Origin of the sequence: Halomonas sp. R57-5, from assembly GCF_900070345.1 — a bacterium.
GTDB lineage: Bacteria > Pseudomonadota > Gammaproteobacteria > Pseudomonadales > Halomonadaceae > Vreelandella > Vreelandella ventosae_B.
The window spans coordinates 2,677,820-2,700,347 of record NZ_LN813019.1; the positions used below are offsets into that span (position 1 = coordinate 2,677,820).

Here is a 22,528-nt window from a genome sequence, read left to right on the forward strand (position 1 = left end):
AACGCATTAACGAGGATGATGGTCACAGCAGGAGGACGGCGCCTGTTCATCATCCTCGCGGCACAGCTGCTCGCTACGGCCGCCGGGCACCGGATCCATACCGCCGGGATTGCCTGGGTGGCATTTGACGATGCGTTTAAGCGCCATCCAACCCCCTTTTAAGGGTCCATGCACCTGAATTGCTTCAATGGTGTATGACGAGCAGCTGGGCCAGAAGCGGCAGCGGGGGCCCAGCAACGGACTAAGCGTATATTGATAGACCCTGACGCAGCCAATCATCACTTTCATCACCGCCCAGCGTGAAGCTGAGCACAGCGTTGAAATAAATCGAGTCATGGCTAAGCATTTCATGTGTAGAGCTAGGTTTTCTTGCCGTAGAGCGTGTCAGGATCAATCAGCGGATTACTGGTGATCGAAGCCTGCTCTTCGTTAACGGCAATATAGAAACAGCTGCGCCGCCCAGTGTGGCAGGCAGGCCCGGTTTGCTCGACGTGCAACAGTAGCGTATCGCCATCGCAGTCAAGCGCGGCGGAGATAAGCTGCTGCTGCTGACCCGACGTCTCTCCCTTCCGCCACAGCGTTCCCCGCGAGCGCGAATAGTAGCAAACACGCTGGGTGGCTAAGGTCTCTTCAAGTGCCTCGCGATTCATCCACGCCATCATCAACACTTCTTTTGAGTCGTGCTGCTGCGCAATTGCCGGAATTAAACCGTCGGCATTAAAGCGCACAGCCGCCAGCAGAGTGGAAACTGCAGGCAGGCTATCTTCGGGGGTGGCACGCTCTAGTTGTTTAAACAACGCCTCCGGCGCGACTTGATCAAAACGGGACATGATTTACTCGCTGACTATACGAAAAAATTAGCTGTTCGCGATTAGCTGGCTCAGACTCAGTTCGATCGACAATCCTGGCAGAGCCCTTGGAGCTCAATGGTTTGGCGCTCAACGTTAAAGCCTTGGCTTTTTGCCAGCGCTGCCAGTTGGTCGCTGATCTCGTCCAAATGCAGCTCTTCAACATAACCGCATTGGCGGCAAATAAGCAGCTGAAAACCGTGAGCATGCTCTGGGCAAGCACAGGCCACATAAGAGTTCTGCGACTCAATCCGATGCACCAGCCCTTGATCAATTAAGAACTCCAGCGCCCGGTATACGGTCGGGGGACGGGCGGCTGCGTGCTCAGTAGAGAGCTTATCGAGCAAATCGTAGGCTTTTAGCCCACCGCCATTTTCAGCAATCATCTCAAGCACGCGTCGGCGAATAGGAGTGAAACGCACGCCGCGGATATGGCACTGAGACTCCGCCTGCTGTAGTAGTGTACTCGCTTGGGTCATGGGCAACTCGGTTGAACGTGATTAGCCTACTCGATAGTAGTCTACGCGCCGGTGGAAGGGGTGTCAGGGCTTTCTACCCGCTCGCTATCTACCAGTTCACTCTGCCGCGCGAAATGGTGCTGGGCAAAGGCCACACGCTGCTTAGCCGGCACGCCATCGGGTTGACGCTCAATAAGATCCAGGCGGCGGCGCAAGCCTTCGCCATTGGTCATTTGAATGGCCAAGCCAGGACGCGCGTTTAGCTCAAGCAGCATCGGGCCGTACTTGCGATCCAGCACCATATCGGTACCCAGGTAGCCAAGCCCGGTCATCTCATAACAGCCCGCTGCCAAATTAAGCAGCGTTTCCCACTGGGGCACGACCAAACTTGCCAGGTCGTGACCGGTATCCGGATGGCTAAAGCAGGGCCGGTCAAACTGGACGGCACGCAGGGCCGCCCCGGTGGCTATGTTTAAACCCACGCCCACCGCACCCTGGTGTAGGTTAGCTTTGCCGTCAGATGCCGCGGTGGAGAGGCGCATCATGGCCATAACGGGGTAACCTTTAAAAACAATTACCCGTATATCGGGAACCCCTTCATAGGTGTAATCCATTAGGCTTTCATCGAAATTAATCAGCGTTTCAATCACCGCCACGTCGGGCGAGCCGCCTAACGAGTACAACCCCGACAAAATATTCGACACGTGCCGCTCAACATCGGTAAGAGAGAGCTTGGCACCACTTGGCTTGATAAAGGCGTTATCTTCGACTTTTTCAACCACCAGAATGCCTTTGCCACCGCTCCCTTTGGCAGGCTTGATAACAAAGCCTGCGTGGCCGGTGAGCATTTCGCCAATGTGCTTAACGCCAAACTGAGTGGTCACGGTGCCAATCAGTTCGGGGCTGGTAATTCCATACTGCTGAGCCAGCAACTTGGTTTTAAGCTTGTCATCGACCAGAGGGTAAAGGCGGCGCTTATTGTATCGACCAATATAGCGAATATTGCGCCGATTCATACCAATGATGCCTTTATCCCGCAACCGTGTGGGCCAGGTCCAGTTCTTCAGCCAACTCATGAGGGTTTCTCATCATCAGTGATTGGCTTGAAGCGGCGCAGTTCCAGTAAACGGTAGCCGGTGTAATTACCCAGCAGCAAGATCAGCGCCATCAATATCAACTGCACACCCAGGAAGTTGAACGTTATGTGGCGCACCCAGGGGTTATTCATCGCCAGGTAGGCAAGAATGGCCGTGACCAAACTACCGCCACCCTGGATTAGCACCTGCTTGGGGCCTTCCTCTTCCCATAGAATCGACATCCGCTCGATCGTCCAGGCCAGGATAATCATTGGGAAGAAGGTAATCGTTAAGCCCGCACTAAGCCCCATGCGGTAGGCCAGCACAGTGAAGATCGAGATAATCGCAATCACCGTAATAATCACCGCAGAGACCCTGGCTACCAGCAATAAATTCAAGTAAGAGAGATAGTTACGAATAATCAAACCCACAGCAACGATAAGCAGGAAGCCAATCAAACCGGTTGGCAGGGTGGTTTGAATGAAGGCGAGGGCGATCAACACCGGCATAAAGGTACCGGACGTTTTAATACCCACCAATACACGCAAAAACACCACCATTAACGCGCCAATGGGAATCAGCAAGATAGTTTGGAACAGTGCTTGCTCTTCCAGAGGCAGGCTGTGAATAGAGAAATTCAGCAGCGTGTCTTCAGAGTAGTGGTTGCGCACCGCCGCCGAAGCCGGCTGGTCGTGGGTCATCATGGAGAACGTAACCCGTGAGTTGGTACCGCCTTGAACCTCCAGTACCGCTCGACCACCGGTTTCCCACAACAATAAATTGTCAGGCTTGCCTTGTTCGCCCGTCAGTGGGTGAAAAATGGTCCACTCTTCGCCGGACTGATCAAACACCTGGATCCAACTGCTGAGCGTTTGGCGACGACGGCCATCTTCCAACAGCAAGCCGCTCACCTCACGTGCCTGAACGCCCGCCTGGTTCAGTAACCGCACCACCAGTGCCGCCGGATTTTCTTGCGTCAGCAACAGACGTGCATTTTCCTCCTGACGCTCACCATTAATATCGCGAATTAGCTCGCGGGCGAAGGTGGCATTGTTGGCGCTGCGTGCCCAGGCTTGTTCAATCAGCTGGTTGGCCGCCGTGTCGTAGGGGCTTTCCCAGGGCGTGGTAATGGGTACTTCAGGGGCTGTTTGTACCGGTGAGCGAGCGTCTTCCGACACCAACATTTGCACCGAGTAGTAGAGCGTTTGGCTACCCACTGCTTGACGAATTGTCCAGCGGGCAGTGCGGCCTAATTCATCCGCTTGATAAGCAAGTCCATAGCCTGACGATGCGGTGTTTTCAGTCAGTACCCGGTAGCCTGCCTGATGAGAGGGCAGTGCCAAATCGACCTGAACAGGACCGTCTTGCGCATTGAAGTTAATGCCCGCCTCAATTTCCCACACCTGGCGTTGTTCGCCGGGCAGCCAAGGAATTTCAAACTGCACATGGCGATGCACGCTGGTCGCAATACCTGCGATCAGCAAAAAGCCGACAATAATATAAAACATTAACCGTGACATGGAGATTCCTTTCTACGTAAAACGCCAGGGGAGAGTAGTTACTCTTCAGTATCGTCTTCATCAACTGCTTCATCTTCAGCAGCTTGATCGGCTGGCTCACCGCCAGGAAACTCGGGGCGGTCATGCAAATATGTATCGGCCACATCAATCACCGCAATATCCATTAAAAAGCGCCGCCCAAGCAGCACTGGATAATCTAAATGGGAGCGATCATTGAGCGTGAATTCGACATTTTCACGAATTGGCCCTAAGGTCATTAATAGCGAAATGACCGGCCGCGACTCTTCACCTGAGGCTTGAACAATACGCACTCGGCGAACAATGGGCGCTTCAATCCATTCATCACGCTGTGATTCAACGGCCACATCATCTTCGTTTAATGCCAACTTGAAACGCACCCAGTTTTCACCATCACGTTCGAAACGGGTGATCTCTTCAGCAGAAAGTGACGACGTGTTGGCACCGGAATCGACACGCGCTTTGAGATAGGTACCCAGACTCGGTAGCCCTATCCATTCACTGCGACCCAGCAGTGTTTTGGTGGTTAAGCTCTCATCAATTTCACACTCTTCGCGAATGATGACAGGCTCTTCACCGCGGGCTTCCAACTGCTGCACATCTTGACGAAGGTAGCGCAGCAAACTGCCCACTTCACGCATGTCGGCAGTCAGTGCCTCTTGGTGGTCAAGCTGGCGTTCCTGCAGTGCCGACTGGGTGTCGCATTGCTGGGTTAGCTGGCTCTCTAATTCCAGGATACGGGAGTTGAATGAGGCTTCGCTTAAAGGGGGCGGTTGATTCGTTTCCGGCTGGGTTGCTGCACAGCCTGTGATCGCGAGCGACAAGCCAGCTATAAGCCACAAAACACCTGGGCGCATAACGAGAGATATCCTTGGACAATAGGTTGGGGAATGATAAGGAGATGGGGGGCGAGTGTCCAACGCCATCACAGCTTTTCGGACACCTATTAAAGACGACCAGAACACCCTATTTAACATAATATATATTAAGCGAACCCGGTGGTGCGCAGTAGTCACAGCCACTTAGGTGCTCTATGCTATAGAAATACTTTACCATAGTTGTACCGACTTCCATTTCAATATAGGAAATATCTCCATGACCCGCTCCCTGCGCATTAGTTTTTTCACACTGCTTTTCTTGCTGGCTGGTTGTGCTGGCGTTGATGTTGAAGACTACGCTGATTCTGAACCCCGCCTGGATATCGCCGAATACTTTGCGGGCACCACCCGAGCCTGGGGCATGGTGCAGGATTACTCCGGCGAGGTACAGCGACGTTTCACCGTAGATATCCAAGGCACCTACGAAAATGACACTCTCACACTGGATGAGTCTTTCGTTTTTTCAGACGGTGAAACCGATCGCCGCGTTTGGACATTTGAACGCGTTGATGAGCACCGCTGGATTGGCACCGCCAACGATGTAGATGGCCAAGTTGAAGCACACCAATACGGTCATGTCTTCCACATGCGCTATCCGTTAGATATCGAAATTGATGGCCGAATGATCTCATTTACCATGGATGACTGGATGTACCTTCAGCCAGATGGCCGTTTGATCAATCGAACCGCCATGCGCAAATTCGGCTTCACGCTGGGTGAAATTACCCTGGTGTTTGAGAAAATATAAGCCCATAGTAAATTTCTCTGCATAAAACCCAGGCTCAACAAAAAAGCAGCCCGCTTCATTTAGCAGGCTGCTTTTGTTATCTCATGCTAGCGCTATGCTTACTCTGGGGCTGCGTATGAGCCATCTTCCTGGTGAACTTCATTACCGGTGATCGGCGGTGTGAAGACACAGGCAACGGTCATGCCTTTCTCTTTACCGCGCAGCAGGTGTTCGTCATGCTGGTCTAGCAGATAAATATCACCTGCTTTGATGGGCCAGATTTTGCCGTCGGCCAGGGTTTCAACTTCACCTTCACCTTCATAGCAGAACACTGCTTCATAGTGATTTTTGTAGTGAATATGCGTCTCAGTGCCAGGAAAAATGCGGGTAATATGGAACGAAAAACCGGCATTGTCATTGGCCAGAACAAGGCGCGTGCTGTCCCAGTTACCATTTTCAGCGGTCACTAGACGCTCTGTTTTACGCGCTTCTTCAAGATTACGAACGATCATAGGAGTACTCCATTGAAAACGGCTGGCGACTACCAGCCGCTATATCCCTAACTAAAAAAACCTGTGAGCTTACTGTTTCAGCGTAACACCTAATTCTAGTGCCAAGTTACTCGCTAGCAACAGCCTTGACGCACGTTTCGAGGATATCCAAGCCTTCCAGCAGGTCTTCATCGCTGATGGTTAGCGGGCACAGACACTTAACCACTTCGCCGTCCTGACCACTGGTTTCAATCACCAGTCCATGCTCAAAGGCTTTGCTGGTAATCTTATCGGCAATGTCACCCGATACGACGTCAATCCCGCGCATCAGACCACGACCACGCTCAGTGGCGGGCATGCCGTGCTCGGTCAACAGCGCCGCTAGCTTCTGAAAACGCTCTTCTACAATACGTCCTTTACGCTGAACATCGCGTTCAAAGGTGTCATTAGACCAGTATTTTTTCAACGCTGCGGTGGCGGTCACCATTGCCAGGCTGAAACCACGGAAAGTGCCGTTATATTGGCCCGGCTTCCATTTATCCAGCTCTGGGCGCATCAGCACATGCGCAAATGGCAAGCCGAACCCGGAGAGTGATTTCGAGTTGGTGATAATGTCAGGCGTAATACCCGCATGCTCGAAACTAAAGAACTTACCGGTGCGACCACAGCCTGCCTGGATATCATCAATAATCAGCAGAATGTCGTGGGCACGGCAGATACCTTCAAGACGCTTCAGCCACTCCAGGCCTGCCACGTTAATACCGCCCTCGCCCTGCACGGTTTCAATGATGACACCCGCTGGAATATCCAGACCGCCAGATTTATCGCCGAGCAGCTTTTCAAAATAGTCCAGGGTATCGGTATGTTCACCCATGTAGCCATCGAAAGGCAGGAAGCTAGCGCCCTGAGTGGGTATGCCACCAGTGGCTTCACGGAATTTACGATTACCCGTGGTCGCCAGAGCGCCCATGGTGACACCGTGGAAACCATTGGTGAAGGTGACAATATTATGCCGACCTTTAGCTACTCGGGCTAGGCGAATAGCGGCTTCTACAGCATTGGKACCGGKTGGGCCAGGTAGGTGTACTTTGTAGTCAAGCCCACGGGGCTTAAAAATAACTTCTTCAAGCGTTTCTAAATAATCACGCTTAGCATTGGTCCACATGTCCAAACCGTGAACGACACCGTCAGTCGACAGGTAATCGATCATCGCCTGCTTCATGTGCGGATTATTATGGCCGTAGTTAAGCGTGCCCGCGCCGGCGAGGAAATCAATATACTCACGGCCGTTCTCATCGGTTAAGCGCGCATTTTGCGCTTTGGTAAACACCACCGGAAATGAACGAGAATAAGTACGTACATTGGATTCCATGCGTTCAAGCGTCTGGGTCTGCATTGCGACCTCCTTGGTTGATCATTTTGCCTTTAGGCGTTAAGCGTTACTTGCCCGGAGCAACATAAGCGGGAAAACCGTCAATCCACAAAACCACGTATTAGATGCGGTCAGTTTGGAACGGGCCAATACGCACCAGGTTTTCCGGGTCATGCTCCCCTCCGAGCTGTTCGGTAGAGAAGTATTCGCGGCTATTGAGCGGCGCATGCCAGCGCGCCGCCAAACGGCGAAACAAGCCCCAAGAGGCTAGATTGTCAGGTGTGATGGTGGTTTCAAGGTGATGCACATCGTCAAGTTCGGGGCGCGACATAATAGCCTCGACCAAGCGGCGCGCTAACCCAGTGCCACGGGCTTTTTCACCAACAGCCACTTGCCATAAAAAGTAGGTATCGGGGGCATTGTCCTTGACATAACCAGACACAAAACCCACGACTTCACCCTCTTCATTGGTAGCGACTGCACAGGTATCACGAAACTGGGTGGCGAGTAGCAGGTAGGCGTAGGCTGAATTAACGTCCAGCGGCGGGCAGGCTTTAATAAGCTCGTAAACTCCCCAGCCATCATCCGCATTKGGTTTGCGAATAAATAGTGGTGTCTCTGCATGACCGACAACGGCATCAGCGACTGTCGGCCGTGCAAGGTCGGCAGAGGGGGTAAACGGTTGTGTCGGCGTACTCATAGTTATGCTTCGCTGTAGCGAATTTGATGATCATTATAACAGCTGATTATGAGCAATTCAAAAACCATATTATTCTCCAACTCACTTTCCATAATTTTTTGTTATGAGCGGATAATCCAAAATGCCCGTTCACGCCAACCACTTCGCCGCTCTCACTTATAGAATAGTGCAAGTAGCCGGGAAAAAAGCGTGCCTACGGGCACGCCTCACGGTCTTTAAGCTATTACCGGCGGGTGAGCGTACGTAGCGTGACAAACTCTTCAGCCCCGGTTGGGTGAATGCCCACGGTGCGATCAAAGTCCTGCTTGGTAAGGCCTGCTCTAACCGCAATGGCAATGCCCTGAATGATTTCCCCCGCATCGTCACCGACCATATGAGCTCCCACCACCACGTCTGTCGCATCATCCACGATCAGTTTCATTAGCGTACGCTCTTGGCTACCCGACAGCGTATGCTTCATGGCACGAAAATCGGTGCTATACACGCGTATATGGGTAAATTTATCCCGCGCAGCCTGTTCAGAAAGCCCTACGGTACCAATATTGGGATGGCAAAAAACAGCGGTTGGAATCGTGGTGTAATCCAACGGCTGCGGGGTCGTATCGGCAAAGTGAACATCAACAAGCTGCATCGCCTCTGCCAAGGCTACCGGGGTTAGTTCAGGCCCAGCGATTAGATCGCCTAGCGCGAGAACAGAAGGCAGCGCTGTTTCAAATCGCTCATTAACAGGGACTTTTCCCGATTCATCCAAGCTCAACCCCAACGCTTCAAGCCCTAAATCACCAATGTTGGCTTTTCGCCCAGTGGCTGCGAGCACCACATCGACTTCAAGCACATCACCGTTGGTAAGATGCACGTTGTAGGCATCGTGGCTGGGCTCAATGCGCTCAATGTTGGTGTTGAAGTGAATATTGACGCCCTTCCTTTGCATTTCAGCGCAGGTAAACTCGCGAACCTGCTGATCAAAGCCTTTCAAAAACATTTCGCCGCGGTAGATGAGATGTGTCTCACTGCCCAGCCCATTAAAGATACTGGAAAATTCCACCGCAATATAGCCACCGCCCAGCACTAGAAAACGCTTGGGGAAGGTATCCAGATCAAAAATCTGATTGGAATCCAAGGCGTGCTCACTGCCAGGAAAATCGGGTACCCAGGGCCATCCACCGGTAGCGAGGAGGATTTTTTGCGCCGTTACCGATATATCGCCTTGCTCGCCACTCAACGTTACCGTATGAGCGTCAGCCAAGCGTGCTCGGGCGTTGAACAGCGTGACCCCAGCACCTTCCAGCATGCGCTGATAAATGCCATTGAGGCGTTTAATTTCGCTGATCTTATTATCACGCAGCGTGGCCCAGTCAAAGCTGGCAGGGCCTGGTAGCTGCCAACCAAAACCTACTGCATCGTCAAAGCTGTCATGAAAATGAGCAGCGTACGAGTAGAGCTTTTTGGGCACACAACCAACGTTGACGCAGGTTCCGCCCAGGTAGCGGTCTTCGGCGATCGCCACCTTGGCGCCGGTGGCGGCAGCCATACGCGCCGCGCGCACACCCCCTGAGCCTGCGCCGATCACCAGAAGGTCATATTCGTATTCAGAAACGTCTGCCATGCTTTGCTCCTGGGGAGTTAGAATTTGTATTAATCAATAGTCGTAGTGCCCATGGGCCAAGTGCGGTGGTTGACCTGACTGCCAAGGGAGGTTAAAACCTTCTGCGGCTATTTTGAACTAGCTCATATTTTATACAGTCCCTAATTTTATACTGCGTAGGGTTTGATATTCCGTTTACCTACCAGCAATTTGAAACCCCTCAACCTTACTGGAGACGCTATGTCTGACCCTATAGCCACACTACTTGATAATAATCGCGCCTGGGCTGAGCGCATGTGCGAAGAAGACCCCGACTACTTTAAACGCCTCTCGAACCAGCAAAACCCGGATTATTTATGGATTGGCTGCTCCGATAGCCGCGTGCCTGCGAACCAAATTATCGCTCTCCCGCCTGGAGAGGTATTTGTCCATCGTAACGTCGCCAACCTGCTTCACCATACCGATATGAATGCCCTCTCGGTGGTTCAATTCGCGGTGGATGTCCTTAAAGTCAGCCATATCATGATTGTCGGCCATTACGGTTGCGGGGGCATTAAGGCCGCCATGATGGGAGGTGAATGCGGCGTGGTGGATTACTGGCTGCATTCGGTGCGCGAACAGTACAACCACCACCGGAGCTCGTTGGATCATCTCCCGCTGGAGGATCAAATCGATCGCATGTGCGAACTCAACGTTAAAGCCCAGGTGAATAGCTTATGCCGCACCAAGATTTTGCAGCGCGCCTGGCAGCGTGGCCAGCAAATCTCCGTGCATGGCTGGGTGTATGGGTTAAGCGATGGTCGCGTTAAAGACCTGAATTGCACCGTAAGTGGCCTAGAACAAGTGGAAACGCTTTACCGTATTGATCGTATCCAGCAGGGCGACTAAGCGCCCTCCCCCAGCGTCTACTTTTCAAGTCGCTATTCTCCGATACCTACCGCTACGCTAGTCGTAGCGGTAGGTACGATGACAGCTCTTACAGCTTGCCCCTACCTCTGAAAGCGCGCTAGCAGTGTCACGGGGATTCTGTTGCTCGGCCACGTCTATCAAATTGGCGATTTTATCCTCAAGGTCGGTAAAACCGGCAGCGAACTGATCCCACTCCTCCCAAATAGAGGCCCGCGCCTCGGAACCACTACCATGTGTCCCGTTGATAAAGGCTGGCAGTAAATGCTCTGCACTGGCGCGCTCTTGAAGCTCCATTAGGCGTGGCGTGGCGACCTCAAAATCCTGGTTATTAACCAGGTCAAAGCGCAGCTGACGCACCAGACTTTCAATATCTTTAAGCTCCTCACGGCGCCAAATCACGGCTTCGCGTTCGCTTGCGAATGGCGTGTCGCTAACGGCCTGCGGCATGGCTAACGCATTTAGCTCCTCMCCAGCCCAGGCCAGCGGCGTGCAAATTAGTAACGCCAAGGCACTGCCCACCGCGGCGTGACCAGAAGCCCTTTTCAAGCGATGACGTTGCTGCATACTGGCTTCCTGTCGATGATTCGCTGATAAACAATTTTAACAAGCGTTGTTAACCGATGGGGCACGTGACACCTGTGCCTTTTAAGCCGCAGTAACCATGGGGATTTTTATCAAGGTACTGCTGATGATAAGCCTCTGCATAATAAAACGCTTCGAGTGGCTTAATCTCAGTGGTGATCGCTCCCCTACCCGCTTTGTCGAGCGCCTGCTGATAGGTAGCCGCACTCTGCTCGGCTGCCGCTTGCTGCGCTTCGCTGGTGGTGAAAATGGCGGAGCGGTACTGGGAGCCAACATCATTACCCTGACGGTTGCCCTGGGTCGGATCGTGCTGTTCCCAAAAAACCTGCAGCAGCGTTTCCAGCTCTACTTGCTTAGGGTCATAAATTACCCGCACCACTTCTGTGTGGCCAGTACGCCCTGTGCATGTCTCATCGTAGGTGGGGTTAGGCGTCTCGCCGCCAGCATAACCTGCCGCGGTGACGAAGACTCCGGGCAACTGCCAAAACAGACGCTCAACGCCCCAGAAACAGCCCATACCCAGCACGATCTCCTCGTGACCTTCGGGAAATGGCGGATGTAGCGAATGGCCGTTAATGGTATGTACATCGCTTGTCTTTATAGGCATATCGCGCCCCGGTAGTACACGGCTCGCATTTGAAGCCGTATTGGAAAATGTATTTGAAAACAATGACATATCGCCCTCACTTATTGCTGCTGTATGATTTCAGGATCACCGGATCGGGTGAAGGTGTAGATTAAATCCACCGCTTGGTTGGTACCCGATACGGCCTGTACATAGAGGTTGCGCCACAGCGTGTAGCGTAGTGTTAGTTCGGCAATCGGCGAGAAAATTCCCACGCCGTAACTAATCCTTAAATCATCGGTGAGTTGGCCACTAACGGCGACTTGACTGTCGTCACCGGCACCGGCGGTATCCAGCGTTAAGTCGTCAATACCGAAGGCTTCGCCAATGGAGCCCACCGCCCCACCGGTGCGCCCTAATGACATACCTATTAGTGCTGTTGTTAGCGCGCTATCAACACCGCCCCCTGAAGCATCCGGCGCGCGCCCCCGTAACAGATAGGAGAGTGCACGAGATTCATCCATCGCCGGTTCAGAAAAGATCAGGACGTTCGGTGCTTCAGCACTGCCCGTCACCCGCAAGCCCGCGATCACATCATCTTCGGTCACGTCAGGGTTGCGAATAGCCTCGAAGTCGAGTGTCGGCAGACCTGGCGGGCCGCTAAACAGCAGTTCACCGCGACGAATAACCAGGTCTTGGCCGAACGCCTGGAAACGTCCATCAACCAAATTAACATCGCCAAACAGCTGCAACGCCCCGCTGCTTTGGCGAATTTCCAGCGCGCCTCCTAATCCCGACTCAAGACCGTAGGCTGAAATTTGCATATCACGGCCCAGGGTTAAGGTTACCAGCACATCAATGGCCATGCCGCTGGCGGCAAGCTCATCAGCAGCGCTGGGCCCGTCTTCATTGGCAGCCGCGCGCTGGGCCTCTATTTCCGCCTGACGATCGTCGCGTTCGGTAATAATGACTTCGTCGCCACTCGGCGTGACGGCTGATGAGGGCATATCGCCAATTTCAAGCCGCGCCCAGGGTAAATTGACATCCCCTCTTACTTGTAGCCTTTCCGGCGTGACCCGGATACGGATATCCGGCGCTACCTCAAGACGGCCAAACTGGGGGAGTACCACCAAGATAGGCTCTTGAACGGCATTCAGGTCAACGCCTATCCGCCAATCATCGCCGCTTGGCCAATACGCATCACCGGTAATTTCCAGGCGGCCCCGCTCGGCGGCCAGGTAGCCATCTATATCGCCCTGTTCACCGTCGAAAGAGACCACCATTTCGCCACCCTGAACATCGACAGGAATATCCGGACCACTCACCCCTATACCGCGTAGCCCAAGCTGACCCTGTAAATCAGGCTGAGCGGTCGAGCCGGAAATTTGCACACTGCCACTAAGATCCCCCTCCAATCGGTCCATGCCTACCAACATGGGCCGATAGGGCTGCAGCGACACATCATTGGCGCGTAGTTCACCTGACAGTGCACCGGCCCCCAAGGGATCATTAATGGTTAGGTCTAAATTGAGATCGCCCGCCTCGGCAAGCGAAAGCGATACATTGGTGTCTGCCCGGGCTTGGGTGGCTTCAATCTGCGCGTCTAAACTAATCTCCGGCAGTGGAACAGGCTGACCATAATCATTAACGGCGGTAATCGCAAGTTCGCTAAGAATTTGCAGATCGGCCTGCCATTGGGCGCCACCCTGGCGCCAGTTAGCAGCAAGATCCGCCGTTGTATCGCCCTCTAACTGCCACTCTTCCGGCAAAAAAGGCTCCAGCATTTCCATCGGCACTTCACGTACCGAAAGCACAGCATTGCCCTGCTGCGCAGAGGCATTGATTTCCTCTTCAGAACAGACCAGCCCGCCCTGCTCACGGCGCAGACAGAACGACGATAGACGTGCCGCGCCATTCGCTAGGTTGTAGCGCACGTCCAGGGGGGCTTCCAAGCGTATATCTCCAGCGTCAGAATCGATTTCCAGCGGTGTTACGCGAGCTTGATACACCTGGCCCGGCTGGTCAAAACGGCCATCCAAGGCAATCAGTGCACGGCTTAAAACATTATTGTCTGCCCCCAGGGCAGACAGCTCAAGCTGATGTTCAGAGAGGCGCCCGGAAAGGTTTGCCTCAATGTTTGCCAGCGACTGCCCACCGGCATTGACGTTTTGTAGCGCCAGTTGTACGTCAAGCGTGGGGTCATCGATGCCCTGTACATCGGCATCCAGCGTCAACCGTTCAACCCGGTTCTCGCCAAAACGCACGCCATCACCCTGTAAATTGGCAAGTAACTGGGGCTGATTAAAACTGCCACTAGCCTCTAGCGTACCCACGACAGTGCCAGCCAAGTCTGGTGAGAGGGTTTGCAGCTGGCGTAGTGCAATATCCGCATTTAACGACATGGCCTGTTCGCTGACTTGACCGGCTGCTTCTAGGCGATTATCCCCCTGGGTGAACAGCAGTTCATCAATATCCAGTTCCAGGTTGCTGTTAGCGTCAAAGGCCGCTTGCAGGGTTAACGGGTAGTCACGCAGTTCACCGTCGATCGCTAAGTTGGGCACGCTAATGGCCCACAGTTCCCCTTGCTGGCGCAGCCTAAGCTCAATGTCGCCGTTTAAATCGCCCTCTAGCTGATCGACGAAGTGGGCCGGATTAAACTGATCCAAACGAATGGTCGTGTTGACCTGTAGCGGTGCTGCCCAGCTGATATTGCCTTCGCTGCGCAGGGAGCTTTCGTCGACCACGAGGGTGAGAGGTTGCCAGCTAAACTGCTCAAGATCACCCTCTCCGTCGACGTTAATTTGCGTACGCGGCAGGCTGGGGCCCTCAACCGCCATAGCAAGTTGCGCGCTATAATCGCTAAGGCTTCCGGTTATTTGTAGATTCAGGTCATCAACTATATAGGGGGCGGGGGCAACATCGCCATCGGCTTGGGCAGTCTCTTCTTCGCTGCTGTCATCTATACGCTCATCGCTGCTGTCAGTTTCGCTTGCAGGCAGCGGCCACTGAACTTGATCGCTTTGCAACTGTAGTTGAAACGGTAGCGTTGGTGCTAGTGCGTCGACTTGACCGCTTAGTGACGCATTGACCGCACCGGATGCCTCCAACTGCGCTTCAAGTGCATCCAGTGTGCCGGACAGCGTTAACGTTAACGTCTCGCCACTAAGTTGAGGATAAATCTCAGGTAAAAACAACGCTACGTTTAAGCGGGCATCGAGTGGATAGTTGCCGCTTAAGGTTGCGTTAGCCGTTAACTCAGCCTCAGCATCCGGGGTAACCAAGGAAAGCTCGGTTAACTCAACGTTATTTCCCTCGGTTAGCAACCCTAGCCGCAGACGCTCAACGCGATACTCGGTGGCCCCTTCAAGACGAAAATCGTTGAGCGTGAATTCAGGTAGCTGAATATCGATCGGTAGCGTGATTTCGGGTAATTCCAGGCGCTCGCGTGCTTCGAGCTGCTCTTCTAACGATTCAACTGCTGCCACGGCCTCTTGTTGCGGCTGGTTGAGCAATATAGCGGCATCGATGGTTGCGGCATCAAGCGGCGTTTGTATGCCTTGCGTTAGCAGGGTACCCGCCGATGGGGGTAAATAAACGCGGGGCTGCTCCAGGTGCGTTGGCGAGAGGCGCACTTGGGTGCCTTCAGCAATGGCCGCCGAGCTTAAAGATTGCCACGCTATCTCGGTACCATCGGCTAACCGCAAGCTGACATCGTCCAGTAGTAGCGAACGCAGTTCGATGGGAAAAGGAAAATGAATAGCCAACGGCGCTCCTTCCTCTTCGGGAGGTGGTGGCTGCTCGCTGGATGAACCTAAGCGGATGTCGGCGCCCACTACACGCAGGGTGTCGATACATAAGCGCCCTGACAGTACACAGTCATCCGCCCACTGGAGCTCAAACTCATCCACGCTGACGCGGGTTTCACCCAGCTGTAGTTGGAAATCTTCGAGCTGAAAATGGTCGAGCAACCCGCCTTCATGATGAGCGTAGGAAAAAAAATCACGCTGCTCACCCTGTGAAAGCAACACCCCGGTGCCCCAGGGAGATAACGCCACCCCAACAATCAGCGCCACAATGCCGAACAGCCAAATCGGTAGCACGATAACTAAACGCACAAAGCTCCAGAACAGAAGCCAAGCGCGATACCGGGGAGACAATATACGGCGTTTATCAGATGAAGCTGGTGCAACCTGGGACAAATCTTTCTCCTAGAATTCCGGGCCGATAGAAAAGTGCAAACGCCAATCGTCTTCATGGTCAAAGGGGTGGGCAATGTCAAAACGAATCGGCCCTACCGGTGAGACCCAGCGCACCCCGGCCCCAGCACCGGTTTTCAAATCATTGGGGCCCCAGTTATCAAAGGCGTCGCCGTTATCCACGAAAGTGGCCCCCCACCAATTTCCCGTCACCCGGCGCTGATACTCAAGGGTTGAGGTGAGCATTTGTTGGCCGCCGCGCAGTCGACCCTCTTCGTTGCGGGGGGATAAGCTCTCATAGGAGTAGCCGCGTACACTACGGTCGCCGCCCGCGAAAAAACGCAGCGATGGCGGTATTTTAGCAAAGTCATCCGTTTCAATAGCGCCCAAACTAATTCTCGCCAAGAAGCGGTTATCGTTGCCGATCATACGAATCCACTCCGTATCCCCCGTGATGCGCGCGAACTTAGMATCCGAGCCCCAGACGGTGTCCGAGTACTCTACAGAAAGCTGCTGGCGGTCACCCCATAATGGAAAGCGCTGAGGGCGTGTTCGGGTGCGAGACCACTGGATACCTGGATAGAATAACCATACTTGATCCGCTTCACCGCCCTGCTCGAAGTCCTCGTAGGTAGTGCGGAAATAGAGTGTTTGAACCCAGTCGTTATCGAATTGCCATCGCCGAGCTAGTTCGACAGTGCCTTCTATTGACTGAGTATCGCTATCGTCGATATTACGGATGCCGTATTGAAGCCGGTAGCTATCGCGCAACGGGTCTTCAAGCGGTACGTTATACACGCCGGTAAAACGCTGCTCCGGGGCGGATAAATAGAGATCATGATCAAGGCTATGGCCATAGCGATTAATCCACGGCTGCTCCCAACCAAAGCGCAGTCGCGGCCCGACATCAGTGGCGTAGCCAATACCCACTTCAAACTGATGACGGTCAGCCGGTTCAACGCTGACATCAATAGGCAACTGGGTATCACTGGGTTTATTAAGGCTTAGCGCGCTAGCCAAAGCAGCGCTGGTAACGCGTGGGCGCTCTGGCTGTGAAGCCGTTGCTTCACTCCACCAAGGGGCTCCGCCGCCGGCAGGAGCAATCACCAGCTCTTGAGCAGTTTCAAGGCGTGGACGCACGGAAACTGAGCTAAACCAGCCGGTTTCCGCAAGCGATTGATTATAGTCGGCTAGGGTTTGCGCCAAATAGGGATCACCGCTTTCAAAGGGTTGCATGCGGAGCAATCGATCTAGTTCAATATGGCTGCCGGTGATCGAGGTTTCACCAAACTGATAGCGAGGGCCGCTATCAAAATCCATATAGAGGCGGGCACTTTGCAAATACGGGCGTACTTCCATACGCCGATCGGTAAATCCCCAGTCAAAGTAACCTCGCTCGATAGCCAATCCGGAAAATTGGCTGCTGAGTCGATCCCAAGGGGCATGTCGCAGCACATCCCCCTCTTCCAGAGGAAAGTCTTCTACGGCCTGCTGAAAAGGCCGATCTTCACTGGCATCGCCTGCCACATTGATGGACAGAATTTCAATTTCAACCTGAGGCCCAGGCTCAATTTCAAGCTGCACACGCTCGTCAGTGGCGCTTTCAAGGGTTATCTCAGGTTCGTAATAGCCATAAACGCGCATGGCTTCCTGGGTGCGACGGCGAATTTCACCTTCTAAACGCACCTCAGTATATTGCGTTGCATCGATATTCTGTAAATAGGCTTGGATGTTGCCTTCAACCTCATCGGAAACACCCGTAATCGTTGCCTCTAGTGCCCATGTTCCAGGTGATACGCACAACATCGGTAGCACTACAATAAACGAGCGTCCTGTGGCTGATGTCCATCGCCGTTGTCTTCCCATACATTTTTATCCCAACCTAAATCAGCGGCTTCATCGACTAAGCCCAACGCATTACCATATTTAAAGATTAAGCAGTCACTCTCATACTTACGACGCAACACAGCTTATTAACGCAACATTTCTAGCTGAGCACTGAAGGCAAGCTGTGCTTGGCGTACTTGGCGCACATCGCTTTCTAGCGAATTTAGGCGTTGAGCCCACTCTTGCTCCAATGCTTCCAAGGCCTCTTGATCCGCCGGCGCTTCTACCTCCGCCAGTGACGCTGAAAAAGATGTTTCCAGCTCATCAAAACGAGCCTCTATCGCGGTTCTTTGCGCTGACAGCTGCTCTTCCCAGTCACTGCTAACATCGTTGATCTGACTATCCAGTACCGAGAGACGCTGTTCGGTCAATTGCTCCAGGTGGGACACTTCCTCCACAAGGTTTTGACGACCGGATGTACCCGTTTGTTCCAATGCATCGAGAGATTCCCGCATCGCCATGAGCTGTCCGTCGCGCGACTCGGCCTGTTCCCTGAGCTGGGTCAACTGTTGCATCAGCGTATTGATCGAATCACTGGAAACCATATCCTCGTTAGTGGTGAGCAAACTGTATAACTCTTCGCGGGTAGTGGCCAACGACATAGAGAGCTGCTCCTGCTCTTGGAAAAGCGTCGACATCTGAGCTTGTACAAAGGTTATCGTATCTTGTACGTCAGTGTCATCCGAATCCAGGCGAGCATGCACATTGGAAACCTCTCCACTCACTCGGTGCAGCTCAGCTAACAGTCGTTCACGCTCGTACCAAAGTCCTGCCGCCGAGGCGCCCAATAGCGCAATGATCAGTAGCAAACATAACCATAGCGGCCATAGGGTGGGCCCCTTTCGGTGGCGCAAGTGTTGCGCCGTCAAGCTTTGATCCACATCGGGCACGATACGAGAGGATCCGGTGGCGTCTGGCATGACATTTCCTCAAAGAGTCTTCGGGKCGGCACGACGGCCAATACCTCGGTACATTAATCCACAGCTGGCAACAAACTCGGGATCGTAAATATTGCGCCCATCTAATACGAGTTTAGCGTTTAATAGCGAACCGAGCCGGTGCCAGTCAGGGTTCCAATACGTTTTCCATTCGGTCACCAGCATCAGCACATCGGCCCCTTCACAGGCTTGATAGGGGTCATGAGTATAGGTGCGCAGGTCGTCGCGCTCGCCTACCAAGGCGCGCAGAGCAGGCACCGCCGCGGGGTCATGGAGCTGAACCTTAATACCCTGCGCCCATAGCGCCTCGAGCAGCGTTAATACCGGCGCATGGTCAATACGTGCAGTGCCGGGCTTAAACGCAGCCCCCCAAATCGCCACGGTTTTACCCGCCATTTCGCCAGCAAAGTGAGCCCACAGCTTGCGAAACAGGGTCTCTTTTTTCTGCTCGTTAATATCCATCACCTGCTCAAGCAGCGCGGAGTAACGGCCACTTTGCAGTTGAACATCGGCCAGGCGCATCAAATCCCGGGAGAAATTCGGCCCGCCAAAGCCACACCCTGGGTAGAGGTACTCAAAACCGATGCGTGAGTCGGCGCCCATTCCCTGTCGAACATGTTCAACATCTACCCCCAGGGTATCAGCCAAGCCAGCAATTTCATTCATATAACTGATGCGCGTAGCGAGCATGCCGTTAATGGCCAGCTTAGTGAGCTCTGCCGCGCGGCGTGGCATACACTGAAATACTTCGCTGCGGCGATTAAACGCGCGTAACAGCTCTCTGGTGACCTGCTCTCCCGTTGCATCATCACAACCCAGCAGACGCCTGGTGGGGCGAGTAAAAGAGTCCCACGCGCGGCCCTCTTCCAGCGTATCGGGAAGCGCCACACTGGTGTGTTGTGCTCCCATCAGGGCATGCAGGCGCTCGGTTTCGCCGACCGGAAACGTTGAGTTATTGATAAGCACAATGCCCTGCTGCTCAGCTAACAGCGGATCTTCAACCAGAGCACTCGCCGAATTGCGCTGCGCGGGAGATAACGCCAGCCAAATCACTTCAGGTGTGGCAGCCTCCTGAAGCTGTTCTATGACTTGAAGCGTCCCCTCCGCCAAGCCTTGTTCCAGATGTGCCATCAGAAGGGGTTCGCTGCGTAGCCAGTCCACCTGGGAAAGTGCGGACCAGGGGGCATCAGCGTGCGGTAACCACTGCACCTGATGTCCCACCCAGGCCAACGCCGCCGCCGCTGTCGCCGCGCTTAATTCGCTACCGTAAAGTAACACCCGCATGGGTTACTCTCCTTGGTGGTAACGTGATAGCAGGGCTTTGAAACCCTCGCCAAACTCGGGATGACGACGAGCATAAGCAAGCGTCGCTTCAAGGTAACCCAGCGGTTGGCCACAATCGTAGGTAGTGCCCTGCATACGGTAGGCCTGAACGCCCGACTGCTCGCGCAATGTTTCCAGCGCATCGGTGAGCTGTATTTCACCCCCGGCGCCCGGCGGCGTAGCTTCTAAAATGGAGAAAATATTCCCTGGCAGCGCGTAACGACCAATCACCGCCAGATTTGAGGGCGCGGCATCGCGCTTAGGCTTTTCCACCATACCCACTAAATCTGCCGACTGATTCGGTGCGGGCACGTCACCGGCTGGCGCCACGATGCCATATTTTTCAACTTGTTCCCAAGCCACCTCTTCCACCATCAGCTGCGCCGTTTGCTGCTGATCATACGCCGCTAACATACCGGCTAAATCCGTTGCTGAATTGGCACTATTATCGACCAACACATCGGGAAGCAGCACCGCAAAAGGTTCGTCGTCGCCAATGATCGGGCGAGCACATAGCACCGCATGCCCCAGTCCTAGCGGTACACCCTGGCGAATACTGATAATGCTAACGTTATCCGGCACCAGGTTGCGCAGCATCTCCAAAAGCTCGTGCTTACCTTTCGCTTCCAGGCTAGCTTCCAGCTCGGCGTGGGTATCGAAGTGGTTTTCAATCGCGCTTTTATTGCTACTGGTGACCAGTACAATTTCACGAATGCCTGCGGCAATCGCCTCTTCGACCACATATTGAATGACGGGCCTATCGACAATCGTAATCATCTCCTTGGGAATGGCCTTAGATGCAGGCAAGCAGCGAGTGCCAAACCCAGCGACAGGAAGTACGGCCTTGCGAATCATAGAGAGGTCCTTTTCATGCGTTCCGACACAGGAGTGGTTAGAATGTCCATAATACTGAAGGCGCGGATGGATGCCACCTCGCCAATGGACGATAACGAGTGTTAATGGTTAATAACCAGTGATTAGGCGTCAACTTTTTGCTTAATACTCAATGACAATGGGAGTCACAACATGCAAGCGACACCACAGGATAGCACTGCTGGTCACTATCAAGGCAACGTCGATGCAGCCGAAGTCGCTAAATTTGAAGCACTCGCTAGCCGCTGGTGGGATCCGCAGGGTGAATTTAAACCGCTCCATGAGATAAACCCTTTGCGCCTCGACTTCATCGATGCCCGGGCAGGCCTGGCGGGTAAAAAGGTGCTTGATGTGGGCTGTGGCGGCGGTATTTTAAGCGAATCGATGGCTAAGCGAGGGGCTAACGTCACCGGTATTGATCTTGGTGAAGCACCGTTAGCAGTAGCCAGGCTACATGCGGAAGAGCGTGGCGTTGAGGTTGATTATCAGCACATCAGCGTAGAAGCCATGGCGGTTCAAAAGCCCGGTTTTTACGATGCGGTGACCTGCATGGAAATGCTTGAGCACGTGCCCGACCCGGCATCTGTCATTCGTGCCTGCAGTGCCCTGGTTCGCCCAGGTGGCTATGTATTTTTCTCTACGCTAAATCGCACCGCCAAGTCTTACGCTTTCGCCATTTTAGGGGCCGAGTACGTGCTTAGACTGCTGCCCCGGGGCACGCATAACTATGCAAAATTTATTCGCCCTTCAGAAATGGCCGCCTGGTCTCGCGACAGTGGCTTGGAAGTACGTGAGCAGACAGGTCTTACCTATAACCCGTTAACCCGCCACTACCGCTTGGTTAGCCATGACGTTTCGGTTAACTACATGATGTACTGCCGCAAGGTGAGTGAATAAATGCCGATCCAAGCGCCTCAAGCGATACTCTTCGATCTAGACGGCACCCTGGTCGACACCGCTCCCGACTTAGCTCAAGCAACCAATGCGCTGCGTGTTCATCATGGCTTAGCCCCGCTCCCTTTTGAAGTCATTCGTCGCCAGGTCTCTAACGGCGGTAGTGCCCTGGTCACCCTGGCACTGGGGTTAGAATCCACATCAGACGGGCATTCTCAAGCGCGTCAGTTTTTGCTTGACGCCTATGAGCAGGCAGTTGCCGTTCACAGTCGGGTTTTCTCACCACTCGATGTATGGCTGAAGGAGTGGCATGGCGACCAGCGTCCCTGGGGAATTGTGACCAACAAACCGCGCCGCTATACCTTACCACTGCTGGAAGCCTTGGCTCTTCAGCCCGGTGCGCTGCTGTGTGCAGATGATCTAAACGTGAAAAAGCCAGCACCTGAGCCACTTTGGGAGGCTGCTCGCCGCCTAGGCGTTGAGCCTGCACAGTGCTGGTATATCGGCGATCATGCGCGGGATATCGAAGCCGCCATCGCTGCAGGCATGACCGCCGTAGCGGTGGGCTATGGCTATATCAGCGAAGAGGATGACTACCAGCAGTGGCCTGCCGATTTATGGTTTGCAGAGTGCGAGGCACTCGTCGATGCCCTCGGGGCGTTTAAACGCTAGCCGCCGAGCACATCGA

At 53.7% G+C, this 22,528-nt stretch carries 21 protein-coding genes; 4 read left to right on the forward strand and 17 right to left on the reverse strand.

Annotated features, from left to right (window positions below; genetic code table 11):
- Positions 1-6 precede the first annotated feature (6 nt).
- Genes yidD through HALO_RS12360 form a run of 6 tightly spaced genes read right to left on the reverse strand, consistent with a single transcriptional unit; the run spans position 7 to position 4,777 of the window.
- Entirely contained in the window at positions 7-336 is a 330-nt protein-coding gene (yidD, locus tag HALO_RS12335) for a membrane protein insertion efficiency factor YidD (RefSeq protein ID WP_035579303.1), read from the reverse strand.
- A gap of 23 nt (positions 337-359) precedes the next feature.
- Complete coding sequence (gene hisI, locus HALO_RS12340; protein ID WP_035579300.1) at positions 360-830, reverse strand: phosphoribosyl-AMP cyclohydrolase; 471 nt, start codon at positions 828-830, stop codon at positions 360-362.
- Between the two features lie 56 nt (positions 831-886).
- Entirely contained in the window at positions 887-1,327 is a 441-nt protein-coding gene (locus tag HALO_RS12345) for a transcriptional repressor (protein ID WP_035579298.1), read from the reverse strand.
- Between the two features lie 41 nt (positions 1,328-1,368).
- Positions 1,369-2,382: an alpha-L-glutamate ligase-like protein gene (locus HALO_RS12350; protein ID WP_035579296.1), complete on the reverse strand. Its 1,014-nt coding sequence runs from the start codon at positions 2,380-2,382 to the stop codon at positions 1,369-1,371.
- Positions 2,379-3,902: an inactive transglutaminase family protein gene (locus HALO_RS12355; RefSeq protein ID WP_035579294.1), complete on the reverse strand. Its 1,524-nt coding sequence runs from the start codon at positions 3,900-3,902 to the stop codon at positions 2,379-2,381. The genes HALO_RS12350 and HALO_RS12355 overlap by 4 nt, the downstream gene beginning before the upstream one ends.
- Positions 3,903-3,940: 38 nt before the next feature.
- The gene (locus HALO_RS12360; protein ID WP_035579292.1) at positions 3,941-4,777 is read right to left on the reverse strand and encodes an ATP-dependent zinc protease family protein; all 837 of its coding nucleotides are present in this window, start codon (positions 4,775-4,777) and stop codon (positions 3,941-3,943) included.
- Between the two features lie 238 nt (positions 4,778-5,015).
- On the opposite strand from HALO_RS12360, the gene HALO_RS12365 reads away from it, so the two are divergent.
- Positions 5,016-5,546 carry a DUF3833 domain-containing protein gene (locus HALO_RS12365; protein WP_035579290.1) on the forward strand — a complete coding sequence of 177 codons (531 nt, stop codon included), beginning with the start codon at positions 5,016-5,018 and terminating at the stop codon, positions 5,544-5,546.
- Between the two features lie 98 nt (positions 5,547-5,644).
- Here HALO_RS12365 and HALO_RS12370 read toward each other — a convergent pair whose 3' ends face one another.
- The 4 genes from HALO_RS12370 to gorA all read right to left on the reverse strand — a co-directional run bounded on the left by HALO_RS12370 (position 5,645) and on the right by gorA (position 9,694).
- A complete protein-coding gene (locus HALO_RS12370) occupies positions 5,645-6,037 on the reverse strand; it encodes an ectoine synthase (protein ID WP_035558199.1) in 393 nt (130 codons plus the stop codon).
- 106 nt (positions 6,038-6,143) lie between these two features.
- Positions 6,144-7,412 (reverse strand): diaminobutyrate--2-oxoglutarate transaminase, encoded by a 1,269-nt coding sequence (gene ectB / locus HALO_RS12375; protein ID WP_050713487.1) that lies wholly within the window; start codon positions 7,410-7,412, stop codon positions 6,144-6,146.
- A 97-nt stretch (positions 7,413-7,509) separates the two neighbouring features.
- The gene (gene ectA / locus HALO_RS12380) at positions 7,510-8,088 is read right to left on the reverse strand and encodes a diaminobutyrate acetyltransferase (RefSeq protein WP_035579286.1); all 579 of its coding nucleotides are present in this window, start codon (positions 8,086-8,088) and stop codon (positions 7,510-7,512) included.
- A 223-nt stretch (positions 8,089-8,311) separates the two neighbouring features.
- Positions 8,312-9,694, reverse strand: a complete 1,383-nt coding sequence (gene gorA, locus HALO_RS12385) for a glutathione-disulfide reductase (protein ID WP_035579285.1) — start codon at positions 9,692-9,694, stop codon at positions 8,312-8,314.
- Between the two features lie 219 nt (positions 9,695-9,913).
- Here gorA and can point away from each other — a divergent pair, with 219 nt between their 5' ends.
- Positions 9,914-10,561 (forward strand): carbonate dehydratase, encoded by a 648-nt coding sequence (can, locus tag HALO_RS12390; RefSeq protein WP_035579283.1) that lies wholly within the window; start codon positions 9,914-9,916, stop codon positions 10,559-10,561.
- A 57-nt stretch (positions 10,562-10,618) separates the two neighbouring features.
- On the opposite strand, the gene HALO_RS12395 is transcribed toward can, so the two are convergent.
- The 7 genes from HALO_RS12395 to galU all read right to left on the reverse strand — a co-directional run bounded on the left by HALO_RS12395 (position 10,619) and on the right by galU (position 20,928).
- Positions 10,619-11,146 carry a cytochrome c gene (locus HALO_RS12395; protein ID WP_035579281.1) on the reverse strand — a complete coding sequence of 176 codons (528 nt, stop codon included), beginning with the start codon at positions 11,144-11,146 and terminating at the stop codon, positions 10,619-10,621.
- Positions 11,147-11,195: 49 nt separating this feature from the next.
- A complete protein-coding gene (gene msrA, locus HALO_RS12400) occupies positions 11,196-11,840 on the reverse strand; it encodes a peptide-methionine (S)-S-oxide reductase MsrA (protein ID WP_035579279.1) in 645 nt (214 codons plus the stop codon).
- A gap of 11 nt (positions 11,841-11,851) precedes the next feature.
- On the reverse strand, positions 11,852-15,928 hold the full coding sequence (gene tamB, locus HALO_RS12405) for an autotransporter assembly complex protein TamB (protein ID WP_081899071.1): 4,077 nt from the start codon (positions 15,926-15,928) through the stop codon (positions 11,852-11,854).
- A gap of 9 nt (positions 15,929-15,937) precedes the next feature.
- Positions 15,938-17,791, reverse strand: coding sequence for an autotransporter assembly complex protein TamA (gene tamA, locus HALO_RS12410; RefSeq protein ID WP_050713488.1), 1,854 nt, complete (start codon positions 17,789-17,791; stop codon positions 15,938-15,940).
- A gap of 107 nt (positions 17,792-17,898) precedes the next feature.
- Positions 17,899-18,732, reverse strand: coding sequence for a hypothetical protein (locus tag HALO_RS12415; protein WP_035579273.1), 834 nt, complete (start codon positions 18,730-18,732; stop codon positions 17,899-17,901).
- Positions 18,733-18,741: 9 nt separating this feature from the next.
- Positions 18,742-20,034 carry a nucleotide sugar dehydrogenase gene (locus tag HALO_RS12420; RefSeq protein WP_050713489.1) on the reverse strand — a complete coding sequence of 431 codons (1,293 nt, stop codon included), beginning with the start codon at positions 20,032-20,034 and terminating at the stop codon, positions 18,742-18,744.
- 3 nt (positions 20,035-20,037) lie between these two features.
- Complete coding sequence (gene galU, locus HALO_RS12425; RefSeq protein WP_035579268.1) at positions 20,038-20,928, reverse strand: UTP--glucose-1-phosphate uridylyltransferase GalU; 891 nt, start codon at positions 20,926-20,928, stop codon at positions 20,038-20,040.
- Positions 20,929-21,099: 171 nt separating this feature from the next.
- On the opposite strand from galU, the gene ubiG reads away from it, so the two are divergent.
- A complete protein-coding gene (ubiG, locus tag HALO_RS12430; protein WP_035579266.1) occupies positions 21,100-21,843 on the forward strand; it encodes a bifunctional 2-polyprenyl-6-hydroxyphenol methylase/3-demethylubiquinol 3-O-methyltransferase UbiG in 744 nt (247 codons plus the stop codon).
- Positions 21,844-22,512, forward strand: a complete 669-nt coding sequence (locus HALO_RS12435) for an HAD-IA family hydrolase (protein ID WP_035579264.1) — start codon at positions 21,844-21,846, stop codon at positions 22,510-22,512. It abuts the gene before it with no gap.
- Positions 22,513-22,528: the final 16 nt, after the last annotated feature.

Excerpts from the sequence above, each read along its gene's own strand:
- yidD (WP_035579303.1), bottom strand. The coding sequence starts at position 336 with ATGACTCGATTTATTTCAACGCTGTGCTCAGCTTCACGCTGGGCGGTG.
- hisI (WP_035579300.1), bottom strand. The coding sequence starts at position 830 with ATGTCCCGTTTTGATCAAGTCGCGCCGGAGGCGTTGTTTAAACAACTA.
- HALO_RS12345 (WP_035579298.1), bottom strand. The coding sequence starts at position 1,327 with ATGACCCAAGCGAGTACACTACTACAGCAGGCGGAGTCTCAGTGCCAT.
- HALO_RS12350 (WP_035579296.1), bottom strand. The coding sequence starts at position 2,382 with ATGAGTTGGCTGAAGAACTGGACCTGGCCCACACGGTTGCGGGATAAA.
- HALO_RS12355 (WP_035579294.1), bottom strand. The coding sequence starts at position 3,902 with ATGTCACGGTTAATGTTTTATATTATTGTCGGCTTTTTGCTGATCGCA.
- HALO_RS12360 (WP_035579292.1), bottom strand. The coding sequence starts at position 4,777 with ATGCGCCCAGGTGTTTTGTGGCTTATAGCTGGCTTGTCGCTCGCGATC.
- HALO_RS12365 (WP_035579290.1), top strand. The coding sequence starts at position 5,016 with ATGACCCGCTCCCTGCGCATTAGTTTTTTCACACTGCTTTTCTTGCTG.
- HALO_RS12370 (WP_035558199.1), bottom strand. The coding sequence starts at position 6,037 with ATGATCGTTCGTAATCTTGAAGAAGCGCGTAAAACAGAGCGTCTAGTG.
- gorA (WP_035579285.1), bottom strand. The coding sequence starts at position 9,694 with ATGGCAGACGTTTCTGAATACGAATATGACCTTCTGGTGATCGGCGCA.
- can (WP_035579283.1), top strand. The coding sequence starts at position 9,914 with ATGTCTGACCCTATAGCCACACTACTTGATAATAATCGCGCCTGGGCT.
- msrA (WP_035579279.1), bottom strand. The coding sequence starts at position 11,840 with ATGTCATTGTTTTCAAATACATTTTCCAATACGGCTTCAAATGCGAGC.
- HALO_RS12415 (WP_035579273.1), bottom strand. The coding sequence starts at position 18,732 with ATGCCAGACGCCACCGGATCCTCTCGTATCGTGCCCGATGTGGATCAA.
- galU (WP_035579268.1), bottom strand. The coding sequence starts at position 20,928 with ATGATTCGCAAGGCCGTACTTCCTGTCGCTGGGTTTGGCACTCGCTGC.
- ubiG (WP_035579266.1), top strand. The coding sequence starts at position 21,100 with ATGCAAGCGACACCACAGGATAGCACTGCTGGTCACTATCAAGGCAAC.
- HALO_RS12435 (WP_035579264.1), top strand. The coding sequence starts at position 21,844 with ATGCCGATCCAAGCGCCTCAAGCGATACTCTTCGATCTAGACGGCACC.